General features: G+C 73.6%; 6 protein-coding genes. 4 read left to right on the top strand and 2 right to left on the bottom strand.

All coding sequences use genetic code 11. From position 1 onward, the window contains the following. Window positions 1-46 precede the first annotated feature (46 nt). Window positions 47-607 (top strand): globin domain-containing protein, encoded by a 561-nt coding sequence (locus ACFVNO_RS16875; protein ID WP_355265603.1) that lies wholly within the window; start codon window positions 47-49, stop codon window positions 605-607. 61 nt (window positions 608-668) lie between these two features. After that, window positions 669-1,313 carry a pyridoxamine 5'-phosphate oxidase family protein gene (locus ACFVNO_RS16870; RefSeq protein ID WP_355265606.1) on the top strand — a complete coding sequence of 215 codons (645 nt, stop codon included), beginning with the start codon at window positions 669-671 and terminating at the stop codon, window positions 1,311-1,313. Window positions 1,314-1,699: 386 nt separating this feature from the next. Here ACFVNO_RS16870 and hrpA read toward each other — a convergent pair whose 3' ends face one another. Continuing rightward, complete coding sequence (hrpA, locus tag ACFVNO_RS16865) at window positions 1,700-5,644, bottom strand: ATP-dependent RNA helicase HrpA (RefSeq protein WP_355265609.1); 3,945 nt, start codon at window positions 5,642-5,644, stop codon at window positions 1,700-1,702. A gap of 172 nt (window positions 5,645-5,816) precedes the next feature. Here hrpA and ACFVNO_RS16860 point away from each other — a divergent pair, with 172 nt between their 5' ends. Together ACFVNO_RS16860 and ACFVNO_RS16855 are read left to right on the top strand one after the other, a co-directional pair. Then, a complete protein-coding gene (locus ACFVNO_RS16860) occupies window positions 5,817-6,380 on the top strand; it encodes a TetR/AcrR family transcriptional regulator (protein ID WP_378893549.1) in 564 nt (187 codons plus the stop codon). A 96-nt stretch (window positions 6,381-6,476) separates the two neighbouring features. Further along, on the top strand, window positions 6,477-6,839 hold the full coding sequence (locus ACFVNO_RS16855) for a cupin domain-containing protein (RefSeq protein ID WP_378893546.1): 363 nt from the start codon (window positions 6,477-6,479) through the stop codon (window positions 6,837-6,839). On the opposite strand, the gene ACFVNO_RS16850 is transcribed toward ACFVNO_RS16855, so the two are convergent. Beyond that, window positions 6,826-13,995, bottom strand: coding sequence for an SDR family NAD(P)-dependent oxidoreductase (locus tag ACFVNO_RS16850; RefSeq protein WP_378893543.1), 7,170 nt, complete (start codon window positions 13,993-13,995; stop codon window positions 6,826-6,828). The genes ACFVNO_RS16855 and ACFVNO_RS16850 overlap by 14 nt on opposite strands. Window positions 13,996-14,012 lie beyond the last annotated feature (17 nt).

The following is a 14,012-nucleotide window of genomic DNA, read 5'->3' as shown; positions in this document are numbered from 1 at the left end:
CGCTCACCAGCCGTGGTTCCCCGCTCATTCGAACCTTGGACCGTCCTTGACCCTTCGCCGTGTATCCGAAGTGCCGCTTCCCGACCGGGAGACCATCGAACTGGTCCGCCTCTCGTCCGTGGACATCCCCGAGGGCTCGGCCCGCCTGGCCAGGAGTTTCTACGACAACCTGTTCGAGATGGTGCCCTCCGTGCGGAGCATGTTCGCCGACGACATCAGGCCGCAGCAGCAGCGGATGGCCGACGCGCTCCTGTCCGTGGTCCGCCACCTCGACGACCCCGACGAGGTGGCCCACCACCTCAGGAGGCTGGGCCGCCAGCACCACCGGGAGCTGGGCGTGGTGCCCGAGCACTACCCGTACGTCGGGCGCGCCCTGGTCCGCGCCGTCAGCGAGGTCTCGCCCACCTGGACCTCCTCCATGAGCTCCGCCTGGGTGCTGGTCTACCAGTGGATCACCGCCCAGATGATCGCCGGGGCCGAGGGCGATGACACGCCGCCCGCGCCGCCCCGCGCCCGGGGCCTGGGCGAGGACCGGATCCCGAACGGACCCCAGTACCAGGTTCCGGGGCGGGCTCCGGCCGGGACCCCGGGCCGGCACTCACGCTGACGGGGCGCTCGCCCGGCCCCTCCCCGAACGCACGCACGTCCACCGTCGAAAGCCCGGTTTCATGACTCAGACCAGCCACAACACCGCGACCGGCACCGAGGGCGAACGGTACGTCCAGCAGGTCATGGGGACGTCCGATCGCGCGGCGCGCTTCTACCGCGACCAGATGCTGAACCACCTCAACAGCGACATGCGGGCCTTCATCGCCCGCCAGGAGATGCTCTTCATCGCCACGGCCGACGACCGGGGCGAGTGCGACTCCAGCTTCCGGGCCGGGCCCCCCGGGTTCGTGCACGTCATCGACGAGCGCACCCTGGCCTTCCCCGAGTACCGCGGCAACGGCGTGTTCGCCAGCGCGGGCAACATCGCCGAGAACCCGCACATCGGGCTGATGTTCCTCGACTTCCAGCGCGACCGGATCGGCCTGCACGTGAACGGCCGCGTGAAGATCATGGAGGACGACCGCCTGCGCGCGCACGTGCGGGACCTGCCCCTGCCGCAGGTCCCGGGCCAGCGGGCGCAGATGTGGCTGCTGGTGCAGGTCGAGGAGGCCTACATCCACTGCCGCAAGCACATCCCCCACCTGCGCAAGGTCGGTCCGGAGGAGGACTGGGGCACCGACGACACCCTGCGCAAGGGCGGGGACTTCTTCCGCGCCAAGCAGGAGAACGACGCGCGGCGCGGCGGGGACGTCCTCGGGATCTGAGCCGGGCGCCGGGCCGCCCGTCCGGGGGGCCGTGTCGCGGCCCCCGGACGGCCCCTCCCGGGGCGTGCTCGGCGGATGCTCCCGTGCGGTCCGGCGCTCGCGCCGAAGGAGCACGGGCGGCCTCCCGGCGACCTCCTGCGGGACGACGAACACGGGCGGCCTCCCGCAAGGCGTCGGGCGCGGAGCGGCCCGGGGCCGTCCGTCCGGGCGGAGGCGGCGCCGCGGGAGGCTGCCCGCGGGTGTGAGGCGGGCGTCGACGCGGGTGGTGCGAGGCATCGAGGGCCTCCCGGCGGCCGGTGGGACGTCGCCGATCCACACCGGTACCGGAGGCCCTCCCGGTTCGTGTCAGGCGGGGCCGGTGTCACCGACCTCCATGGTCAGTACACCTAGGCGGCCTTGACCGCCTCGACGGCCTTCATGATCCGCTTGTCGGACACCGGGTAGGCGGTGCGGATCGCCCCCTGCGCGAACAGGCTCACCCGGTACTCCTCCAGCATCCAGCGCAGCTCGGCCACATCGGGGTCGGCGGCACGGCCGGGCTTGAGCGCCCCCGTGGCCCGGGCGACGGCCTGGCGCATCTGCTCGACCTTGGACATGCCGACCTGGTCGCGGCGCGGGTTCTCCGGCAGCTTCTCCAGCCGGTACTCGACCCCGCGCAGGTAGCGGTGCAGGTCGTCGAGGCGCCCGACCCCGGCGGCGCTGATGAACCCGTCGCCGACCAGCGAGCCCAGCTGCCCCTGGACGTCGTTGAGCGAGGGCAGCACCGCCAGCGACGTGGTGCCCTTGACCTTCTTGGTGACCTTGCGCCACAGCGCCAGGACCCGGGCCGCCCTGGGCAGGATCTCCGCGACGGTGTCCCCCAGGTCGGCGCGGACGCGCTCGGCCAGGGCCGCGAAGTCGTCGCCGTTCCACACCGGCCCGCCCTCGCGGACGAGCAGGTGGTCGACGGCGGCCGCCTCGGCGTCGGCGAGGAGCTTCTTGACGGACCCGTACGGGCTGTCGGCCAGGGCCAGCTTGTCGGGGTTGTTGAGCCCCTTGCTGACCGCGGCCGCCGGGGAGGGCAGGTTGAGCAGCAGGAGCCTGCGGGTGCCGAGCCGCATGGCGGCCCGCTGTTCGGCCTCGGTGTCGAAGATGCGCACGGCGACGCTGTCGCCCTCGTCGACCAGCGCCGGGTACCCCTTGACCTTGGGGCCCAGCGCCTTGCGCTCCAGGGTGCGCTCCAGCGGCCCGAAGTCCCAGGCGGTCAGCCCCTTCTTCTCCACGCCCTTGGCCTCGGCGGAGATGGCCTCGCGCAGGCGCGGCTTGAGCTTGGCCCGGAGCCGCTCCAGGTCCTTGTCCTCGGCCAGGGAACGCTGCCGGTCGTCCACCGCGCGGAAGGTGATGCGCAGGTGGTCGGGCACGCGGCTCAGGTCGAAGGCGTCGGCCGGGATCCGCTCCCCCGACATGCGGGTCAGCTCGGCGGCCAGCGCCGCGGTGAGCGCCCCCTCGTAGGGGGTGAGCCCGCCCAGGGCGCGGTCGGCGTTGTCCGGCACGGGGACGAAGTTGCGGCGCAGCGGCTTGGGCAGCGACCGGATGAGCGCGGTGACCAGCTCGGCGCGCAGGCCCGGGATCTGCCAGTCGAAGCCGTCGGCCTCCACCTGGTTGAGGACCTTGAGCGGGATGTGCGCGGTGACGCCGTCGGAGTCGCTGCCCGGCTCGAACTGGTAGGTGAGCGGGAAGACCAGCGCCCCCTGCCGCCAGGTGTCGGGGTAGTCGTCCTCGCTGACGGCGGCGACCCCGTCGTTGATGAGGTCCTCGCGGGTGAAGTCGAGGAGCTCCGGCTGCTCGTGCCGGGCCTTCTTCCACCAGGCGTCGAAGTGGGCGGCCGAGACGACGTCCGCGGGGACGCGCGCGTCGTAGAACCGGAACAGGGTCTCGTCGTCCACCACGATGTCGCGGCGGCGGGCCCGGTGCTCCAGGTCCTCGACCTCGTCCAGCAGGGCGCGGTTGTCGCGGAAGAAGTGGTGGCGGGTGTCCCAGTCGCCCTCCACCAGGGCGCGGCGGATGAACAGGTCCCGGGACATCTCCGGGTCGATCCTCCCGTAGGACACCTTGCGCTGCACGACGATGGGCACCCCGTAGAGGGTGACCCGCTCGTAGGCCATGACGGCGCCGCGCTTGCGCTCCCAGTGGGGCTCGCTGTAAGTGCGCTTGACGATGTCCCCGGCCAGCTCCTCGGCCCACTCCGGCTCGATGCGGGCGACCATGCGCCCCCACAGCTTGGAGGTCTCGACCAGCTCGCCGGCCATGACGAACCGGGGCTGCTTCTTGAACAGCGCCGAACCGGGGAAGATCGCGAACCGGGCGCCGCGGCCGCCGAGGTACTCGTGCTTCTCGGGGTCCTTGAGGCCGACGTGGGACAGCAGCCCGGACAGCAGGGACATGTGGACGGCGCGCGGGTCGGCGGCCTCGGGCCGCAGCGGCGGGACCTCCACGTCCATCTGCCGCAGCACCTGCTTGAGCTGCCCGTGGATGTCCTGCCACTCGCGCACGCGCAGGTAGTTGAGGAACTCCTCCCGGCACATGCGGCGGAACTGGTTGCCCGACAGCTCCTTCTGTCTGTCGCGCAGGTGGTTCCACAGGTTCAGGTACGCCAGGAAGTCCGACTCCTTGTCGGTGAACCGGGCGTGCATCTGCTGGGCCTGCTGCTGCTTGTCCGTGGGGCGCTCGCGCGGGTCCTGGATGGACAGCGCGGAGGTGATGACCAGGACCTCGGCCAGGCAGTCGCGCTTCTCGGCCTCCAGGACCATGCGGCCCAGGCGCGGGTCGACCGGCAGCTGGGCCAGCCTGCGGCCCAGCGGGGTGAGGCGGCGCTTGGCCCCGGAGGGGTCCGGGTGCAGGGCGCCCAGCTCGGTGAGGAGGTTGACGCCGTCCTTGATCTGGCGGTGGTCGGGGCCGTCCACGAACGGGAAGGCGGCGACGTCGCCCAGGCCCAGGGCGGCCATCTGGAGGATGACCGAGGCGAGGTTGGTGCGCAGGATCTCGGGGTCGGTGTACTCGGGGCGGGACAGGAAGTCCTCTTCGGAGTACAGCCGGATGCAGATGCCCTCGGAGACGCGGCCGGAGCGGCCCTTGCGCTGGTTGGCGGAGGCCTGGGAGATCGCCTCGATGGGCAGGCGCTGCACCTTGGTGCGGTGCGAGTAGCGGGAGATGCGCGCGGTGCCCGGGTCGATGACGTACTTGATGCCGGGGACCGTCAGGGAGGTCTCGGCGACGTTGGTGGCCAGGACGATGCGGCGGCCGGAGTGGGAGGACCACACCCGCTTCTGCTCGGCGACCGAGAGCCGGGCGTACAGCGGCAGGATCTCGGTGTTGCGGAGCTTCTGCTTCTCCAGCGCCTCGGCGGTGTCGCGGATCTCGCGCTCGCCGCTGAGGAAGACCAGGACGTCGCCGGGCTCCTCGCGGGAGAGCTCGTCGACGGCGTCGAGGATGGCCTGGGTCTGGTCGCGGTCGGTCCCGCCCCCCGGGTTCTTCTCCTCGGGGTCGAGGATGTCCTCGGAGATGGGCCGGTAGCGGACCTCGACCGGGTAGGTGCGGCCGGAGACCTCGACGATGGGGGCGTCGTCGAAGTGGCGCGAGAACCGCTCGGGGTCGATGGTCGCCGAGGTGATGACGACCTTCAGGTCGGGGCGCTTGGGCAGCAGCTGCTTGAGGTAGCCCAGCAGGAAGTCGACGTTGAGGCTGCGCTCGTGGGCCTCGTCGATGATGAGCGTGTCGTAGGCGCGCAGCATCCGGTCGTGCTGGATCTCGGCCAGCAGGATGCCGTCGGTCATCAGCTTGACGAGGGTGTCCTCGCCGGAGGTGTCGGTGAAGCGCACCTTGTATCCGACGGTGGCGCCCAGCGGGGTGCCGACCTCCTCGGCGATGCGCTCGGCGACGGTGCGGGCGGCCAGCCGGCGGGGCTGGGTGTGGCCGATGGTGCCCATGACGCCGCGGCCCAGCTCCAGGCAGATCTTGGGCAGCTGGGTGGTCTTGCCCGAACCGGTCTCGCCCGCGACGATGACGACCTGGTTGTCGCGGATGGCCTCGGCGATGTCGTCGCGCCGGGCGCTGACCGGCAGCGACTCCGGGTAGGTCAGCTCGGGGACGGCCTCGCGGCGCAGGTCCACGCGCAGGCGCGCCTCGTCGACGTCCCTGGCGATCTGGGCCAGGACCGAGGCGCGGCGGCGCTCGTCGCGCATCTTGGCGAGGCCGTCGATACGGCGGCGCAGCCGGTGCCGGTCCACGGGCATGAGGTCGCGGAGCCGGGAACGGAGATGGTCCGCGGTGGGCGCGGGCGTGGTGGTGCTCATCAATAGTCAAGGGTAGGAGGGGCGGCAACCGGTTTTCCCGGGGGCCGCACGGAAACGGGCGCGGACGGGGTCCTCGCGGGCCCTCGGCTCAACACCCGGGCGGTCCCCGTTGTTCCGGTCTCCGTCGGGTAACGGCCGCGGTCTGTACCGCCTCACGGCCTAGCATGGAGGGATGCCCCACGACACACGTACCGTGCTGTTGGCCTCGGCCACCGCCCTCCTGGACGGCGGCGGCGTCGAGGCGGTGACACTCCGGGAGGTCGGTCGCCTGAGCGGAGTGTCCCACATGGCCCCCTACAAACACTTCCAGGACAAGGAGTCCCTGCTGGCGGTGATCGCCACCCGGGAGCTCGACCGGCTGGCGGACATGATCGACCGCGCCGCCGACACCCCCTACGACCCCGGCGGGACGCTCCGGTCCGTCCTGCACGCCTACGTCTCCTGGGCCCTGGAGCACCCGGTGCGGTTCCGGCTGATCTACGGGGGGCCGTGGACCTGCCCCCGGCCCGAACTGGAGAAGGCGGCCGAGCGCACGGCCGAGCTGATGTCGGACGTGGTGCGCCGGTGCCAGAACAGCGGCGAGATGCCCGACCGGGACCCCCAGCGGTGCACCTGCCTGCTGCTGGCCGCGGTGCACGGCGCCGTCCAGTTGCAGCTGGCCGGACACCTCACCTCCGGGACCGAACCGGACGCCATCGTCGACGACCTGCTGGACCTGCTGCGCTCCACCCGCTAGGGAGCGCAGCCGGACCGGTCACCCTGTCAGGATCCGGCCCCCGGCGGGAACACCGTGAACGTTCCCGCCGGGGGCCCTCGCGTCCATCATCGGGGTATGGACCCCTTCTCAGGCACCGCCCCCTTCGCCGCCCGCGTCGCCGACGTGGAGCTGGAACCCGAACCCCTGGACCCCGAGCAGATCGAGGCGGGCGACCCGCGCGTCTCCTCCCGCACCCTGTGGGAGTCGGCCGACGGCTCCCAGAGCCGCGGCGTCTGGCAGATCACTCCGGGCACCGTCACCGACACCGAGGCCGACGAGGTCTTCGTGGTGGTGAGCGGGCGCGCGACCGTGGAGGTGGAGGGCGGCCCGGTCCTGGAGGTCGGCCCGGGCGACGTGTGCCTGCTGCGCGCGGGCGACCGGACCCGCTGGACGGTCCACGAGACCCTGCGCAAGGTCTACCACGTCACCTCCTCCTGAGCCCGGCTGCCCACCACCGGCGGCGGCCGCTCCGCTCCGGACCGTCGGTCACGGCCGCGTCGACGGCCTCGGCCGTGGTGGACGCGTGCGCTTCCATCATGGAGAGGTGGTCGCCGGGCACTTCGATGCGGCGGTGATCACCCGGCCAGGTCCAGCCCAGCCCCGCGCCCTCTCCCGTGGAGACGCGGACCGGGTCGGTCGGCCGTATCTGGAAGGTCGGAACGTCCAGGGGACCGGGCCTCCAGCGGGCGAACAGCTCCAGATAACCGCCCATCGCGCTCAGCCCGGCCGTGTCCAGCAGTTCGAACTCACCGGCGCGCGCGGTGACCGCCTCCGTGACGATGGGCAGCACACCGGGAGCGTCCGGCAGCGGGGTATCGAGCAGGACCAGGTCCGACGGGGCGTGTCCTCGGCGGCTCAGCTCCTCGGCGGCCGCGTGCGCCGCCCACCCTCCGGACGAGCGCCCGACGAGGGAGAACGGGGAACCGTCCGCCGCGGCGAGTACCGCGTCGGCCAGCGCCCGGGAGAACTCCGAGAGGTCGTCGGGGAGCTCCTCACCGTCGAGGAAACCCGGCAGGGCCAGCGCCCGGACCGAACGACTGCCACGGAAGTGCGCGGCGAACCGGGAGAACTCCTGCGCCCCGGAGATCATGACGAGCGAGGGGACACAGACCAGGAGGGGTGTCCGCGCGCCCGTGGCGAGCGAGGTCGGCCCGGTCGGCCAGGACCACCCGGGGGGCGGGGCCTGCCTGGTACGTGCGGCGGCGCGGGCGAGATCGACCGCGGCTTCGGGCCGTCCGGCCCGGCATGCCTCACGGAACAGGTCGACGAGCCCTCCCGAGGGCTCCCTCGCTGCGGAGGGCCCGGGGTCCCCGGTTCCTTCCCCCGCCAGAACGTCGTCCACATGGGCCGCCAGTTCCCGCGGGGTCCGATGGGAGAAGACGACCGCGGGGGGCAGCCGCACCCCCGCGATCTCCCGCAGGTGGTTGCGGAGCTCGACCGCGGTGAGCGAGTCGAAGCCCGACTCCAGGAAGTCCTCGTCCTCCCCCACCCCGGATCCGGCGGGGCGGCCGAGGATCTCCGACGCCCTGGTGCGGATCAGTTCCACGAGCAGGGCACGCCGCCGGGCCCCCGGCTCGGCCGCCCGGACACGGGCCGCCGGGTCCGGGACGGAGGAGCGGCCGGCCCCGGACGGTGCGCCGGCCAGGCCGCGCAGCAGTGCGGGCACCGTCTCGGACCGCATGGCACGCGTCCGCAGTCCGGCCAGGTCCAAAGGAACAGGGATGAGGTGGGGGGCGTCCAGGGCCGCGGCCGCGTCCATGAGCGCGCACCCCTCGTCGGCCCCGATGGCCTCCGCCAACCCCCAGTCCCGGGCCATGCGGGCCTTCTCCGCGTCCCCGAGGCGGGCGGTCATCGCACTCTCGTCCGCCCACAGGCCCCAGGACAGGGACTGCGCGGGCAGACCCGAGGAGCGGCGGTAGTGGGCGAGGGCGTCCAGATAGGAGTTGGCCGCGGCGTAGCCGCCCTGGCCCGATGCGCCGAACACCCCCGCCGCGGAGGAGAACAGCACGAAGAAGTCCAGATCGAGGCCGGCGGTGGCCGTGTGCAGGTTCCATGCCCCGTCGACCTTGGGGCGCAGGACCCGGTCCAGGGTCCGGGGGTCGAGACCGGCGACGGTGGCGTCGTCCGTCACTCCGGCCGCGTGGACGACACCGACGAGCGGCCGCTCGTCGGGCACCTGGCGCAGGAGTTCGTCCACCTCGTCCGGGTCGGCGACGTCGCAGGCGGCGACGCGCACCTCGGCCCCCAGGGCGGACAGCTCCGCCGCGAGCCCGACCGTCCGGGGGCCGGCTCCCCTGCGGCCCGCGAGCAGGATCCCGGTGACACCGTGCCGCACGACCAGGTGGCGTGCGATCAGGGCTCCCAGGGTCCCGGTGCCTCCGGTGATGAGGACGGTGCCGTCGCGGCGGTACCTCGAGGCCGTGTCGAGGACCACCTTGCCGACGTTGCGCCCCTGTTGCATGAGGCGGAATGCCTCCTCCGCCCGTTCGACGGGGAACCGGGTGACACCGATGCCGGGCAGTTCCCCCTTCTCCAGGAGGGGGACGAGAACGGAGAAGGCGTGCCGGATCCTCTCCGGGCCGACGGTCGAGAGGTCGAACGGACGGTATTCCACTCCCTGGCCGGTGCGGACGTGATCGGGGTCGCGGATGTCGTTGCGGCCCAGCTCCACGAAGCGCCCGCCGGGCGCCGTCAAACGCAGCGAGGCGTCGATCGCCTTTCCGGTGAGGGAGTTGAGGACGACGTCGACCGGGGGTGAGACCTTGCGGAACCGGTCCTCGAAACCGAGGTCCCGGGAATGGGCGAGGTGCTCTTCCGCGATCCCCAGACCGCGGAGCAGCCCCCACTTCTCCGGGCTGGCGGTGGCCAGCACCTCCGCTCCCAGGTAACGGGCCAGGTGCACGGCGGCCTGGCCGACTCCGCCCGCGGCCGAGTGGACGAGCACCCGTTGGCCGCGACGCAGGTCCGCCTCCTCCACGAGCGCGAGGTAGGCGGTCAGGTAGGCGGCGGGCACCGCCGCGGCCGCGGCGTCGTCCCAGTCGGCGGGCACACGGGCGACCAGCTCGCGGCGGGCGACGGCGGTCGGAGCGAAGGCGCCGGGGAAAATCCCCATGACCCGGTCCCCCGGCGCGAGGTCGGTCACGCCCGGCCCGGTCTCGATGACGACGCCTGCTCCCTCGTTGCCGATCATCCCCGGCTCGGGGTACATGCCGACGGTGATGAGCACGTCGCGGAAATTGACGCCCGCGGCGCGCACCGCGATCCGGATCTCGCCGGGCTCCAGCGGGCGGTCCTGCCCGGGGTCGGGCACCAGGGCCAGGCCGTCGACCCGCCCGGGCCGGACCGCGTCCAGCCGCCAGGCGGTATGCCGCTGCGGGGCGTGCAGACCGGAGGCCGGGGCCGCGGCCCCGGCCAGGCGGGGGGCGTACGGTCGTCCGTCCCGGACGGCCACCCGGGGCTCCCCTGTTCGCAGCGCCGCGGCGAGGGCGTCCGTGCCGGGACGGTCCGTGTCCACCAACAGGAAGCGTCCGGGGTCCTCGCTCTCGGCGGAGGAGACCAGGCCCCAGACGGCGGCGCCCGCCAGGTCCAGGCGGTCCGGATCACCGGGGTGTTCCGGAACCCGTACGGCGCCCGTGGTGACGACGGCGACACGGGAGTCCCTGAGCCGCACGTCGTCCTGAAGTCCGTGGACGGTCTGCAGGATCCGGCGCAGTTCGGCGTGGACCCTCTCCGGTTCGCTCCCTCCCCCGGCGGGGACCACCAGCAGCTCCGGTACAGGTGCGCCCTCGTCCAGCGCGGCCGTCAGAGCCACCGGGTCGGTGTACCCGGGAACGCCCTCGGGGCCGCCTCCGCCGACGGCGGCCCAGGAGAGGGCGGTGGGTGCCGCGTCCCCGGGCGCGGGAGCCTCCGTCCACTCCTGGTGGAACAGGGCCCCGGGCTCGGTGCCGGGCACGGGCGCGGCCTCGCGCACGGTGAGTCGGTCGATGGACAGGACCGGTGTCCCGTCGGAGTCGCCGAAGGCCACGGCCCAGGTGTCGGAACCGGTCCGGCTCATCCGCACGCGCAGGCGCGACGGCGTCCCGGTCCCGTGGCGGCGGACCCCGTTCCAGGCGAACGGCAGGACCGGGCGCGCCGTGCCCTCCCCCGACAGGTGGTGCAGGAGCAGCGCGTGGAGCGCCGCGTCGACCGACGCCGGATGCGGTCCCGGCACGGTACCCGGCTGCGGCGCCACCGCCGCCTCGGCCCCGATGCCGTCCCGGTCCACCCAGGCGGCGGCCAGTCCCCGGAAGGCCGGACCGTAGTGGTATCCGTGCGCTGCGAACAGTTCGTAGGCATCCGCGACGGGCAGCGGGACCGCGTCGGTCCCGGCCGCGGTGACCGGGGCGGCGTCCCGTCCGCCCTCCGGTGCCAGCTCCCCCCGGGCGTGCACGGTCCATGCGCCGCCGTCCGGGGCGAGCGTGCTCAGCCGGACGGCCCGGCGCCCCTGCTCGTCGGGAGCGTCGACCAGCACCTGCAACCGTGTCGCCGGCCCGTCTCCGGGGATCTCGACGGGTGCCGTCACGGTGAGGTCGGCGATCTCGGGGCAGCCGCACACGTGCCCCGTGTGGAGCAGCAGCTCCAGGATCGCGGTCCCGGGCAGCAGGGGGCGCCCGCCGACGACGTGTTCGGTGAGCCAGGGGTGCCGGTCGGTGTCGAGCACTCCGGTGAACAGCGTCTGGCCGGTGCCGGCGATGGGCGTGTGCGCGCGCAGGAGGGGGTGCCCGGTGTCCGCCACCCCCAGGGCGGCGGGCTCGGCGGCCGGGCGGAGGTCGGGCAGCCGGTGGGGGCGGTGCTGGAAGGGGTAGGTCGGCAGGACGATGCGGGCCCGGCCGCCGCCGGTGACGCGCGCCCAGTCGACACCCACCCCCCGGCAGTGGGCCTCCGCCAGTGCGGTGATGAAGCGCACGGCGGAGTCCTCGCCCCGCCGCAGCGTCGTCAGGACCGCCGGTTCGGGTCCGCTCCCGGACTCCAGTGTGCGTTCGACCGCCGAGGAGAGCACCGGATGCGGACCGACCTCGACGAACGCCCCGGACCGCTCGGCGAGCCGGTCGACCACGGGGGCCAGGAGAACGGGGTTGCGGAGGTTGCGGTACCAGTACTCGGCGTCGAGCCGCTCCCCCCGCACGGGCTCCGCTGCGGGCGGGGAGTCCGTCGACCAGCCGGGGTGGGGAGAGACCGTGGAGTGGAACGGCACTCGTGTCGGCCCGGGGCGGATGCCCGCGAGGTCCGCGAGCAACTCCTCCCGGACCCGTTCGACGTGTGCGGAGTGCGAGGCGTAGTCCACGTCGACCCGACGCACGTGCACCCCCGACCCCTCACAGGCGGCGACCAGCTCGGTGATCGCGTCCTGGTCGCCGGACACGACGGTCGACTCGGGGCCGTTCACCGCGGCCACTCCGATCCGGCCCGCCCAGCGGGAGGCGAGGGCCGCCGCTCGCTCGGGTCCGACCGCGACCGCAGCCATACCGCCGAGCCCGGCCAGGGACCGCAGGATGCGACTGCGCACCGCCACGATCCGGGCCCCGTCCTCCAGGGAGAGCGCGCCCGCCACGCAGGCGGCGGCGATCTCCCCCTGGGAGTGGCCCACCACCGCGGCGGGCTCCACCCCTGCCTCCCGCCACAGTCGCGCCAGTGACACCATGACCGCCCACAGTGCCGGCTGCACCACGTCCACACGGGCGTCCCCCCCGGTGACGGCGGGGGCCCCAGGCGCGCCGCGCAGCACCTCTTCCAGGGACCAGTCGACGAAGGGGTCCAGGGCCCTCGCGCACTCGGCCACCGACGCGGCGAACCGGGGCGAGGAGGCCATCAGTCCGGCGGCCATCCCCTCCCACTGTCCCCCTTGTCCGGGGAAGACGAACACGGGGGCGGAGGCCCGGCCGCCCCGGGGCGCCGCTCCGGCCACGACGTTCTCGGCGCTCCGGCCGTCCGCGAGCGCGCGCAGACCCTCTGCGAGTTCCGCGGTGTCACCCCCCAGCACCACCGCGCGGTGGGCGAAGACACTCCTGGTCGTGGCCAGGGCCCGGGCGACGTCGGCCGGGTCGTCCGCGCCCGTCTCCTCCAAATGGGGGCCCAGCCGTGCCGCCTGGTCGGCCAGGGCCCCGCCCGTACGGGCCGACAGCACCCAGGGCACGGGACCGGACACGAGAGCGGGCGCCTCCCCCTCCTGGTCGGAGGTGTCCTGCGGGGCTTCTTCGAGGACCACGTGCGCGTTGGTCCCGCTGATCCCGAAGGAGGACACCCCGGCCCGCCGCGGCCGCTCGCCCCGGGGCCAGTCGCGCGCGCGGGACAGCACCCGCACCCGTCCCGCGGACCAGTCCACCAGGGGAGTGGGGGTGTCGGCGTGCAGCGACGCCGGGAGGACACCACGGTCCAGTGCCAGCACCATCTTCATGAGTCCGGCCACCCCGGAGGCCGCCTGGGTGTGGCCGATGTTCGACTTCAGCGAGCCGATGCCGACCTCCCGGCCCCCCGTGGAACCGAACACCTCGATCAGCGCCTGGGCCTCGATCGGGTCTCCCAGCCGCGTCCCCGTCCCGTGCGCCTCCACCGCGTCGATGTCCGCGCCGTCCAGTCCCGCGTCGGCCAGTGCCGACCTCACCACCCGCACCTGGGCCGGACCGCTGGGGGCGGTCAGCCCGTTGGAGGCTCCGTCCTGGTTGATCGCGGTCCCCCGGATCAGCGCCAGTACGCGGTGTCCGTTGCGACGGGCGTCCGAAAGCCGCTCCAGCACCACGGCCCCGGCACCCTCTGAGAAGCCCGCCCCGTCCGCGGACGCGCCGAACGCCTTGCAGCGGCCGTCCGCGGCCAGACCGCCCTGACGGGCGAACTCCGTGAACAGGGCCGGGCCCGACATCACCGTGGCTCCCCCGGCCAGGGCCAGGTCGCACTCGCCGCTGCGCAGCGACCGGACCGCCAGGTGTACGGCCACCAGTGAGGAGGAACAGGCCGTGTCGACCGTCAGGGCGGGCCCTGACAGTCCCAGCGTGTACGCCACCCGCCCGGAGGCGACGCCGGTGGAGGTCCCCGTCAACAGGTACCCCTGCGCCTCCTCCGGAACCGGGAGCGCGCCGGCGGTGGCGGCGCCTCCGTAGTCGCTCACGCTGATCCCCGTGAACACACCAGTGGAGCTGTCCGCCAGGGAGGTCGGGTCGATCCCCGCCCGTTCCAGCGCTTCCCATGACACTTCGAGCATGAGCCGGTGCTGGGGGTCCATGGCCGCGGCCTCGCGCGCCGAGATGCCGAAGAACTCCGCGTCGAATCCGGTCACGTCGTCCAGGAAGCCTCCCGCGCCCGTCCCTCCGGGGAGGGCGGTCAGCGACGCGACGTCCCACCCCCGGTCGTCCGGTATGCCGCCGATCGCGTCCCCCCGGCCCTCCACCAGGCGCCACAGCGCCTCGGGGGTGTCGGTGCCGCCGGGGAAACGGCACCCCATGCCCACGATCGCGATCGGCTCGGTCCCACGAGAGCGCAGGCCGTCCAGTTCGGCGCGCGTGCGGCGCAGGTCGGCTGTCACCCGTTTGAGGTAGTCGAGGAGTCGGGCGTCGTCCGTCATAGGTCTTGCCTCACCGA

Origin of the sequence: Nocardiopsis sp. NPDC057823, from assembly GCF_042797335.1 — a bacterium.
Classification (GTDB): domain Bacteria; phylum Actinomycetota; class Actinomycetes; order Streptosporangiales; family Streptosporangiaceae; genus Nocardiopsis; species Nocardiopsis changdeensis.
Note: the sequence above shows the minus strand (reverse complement) of the source record. Positions and strands in the feature narration are given on the sequence as shown.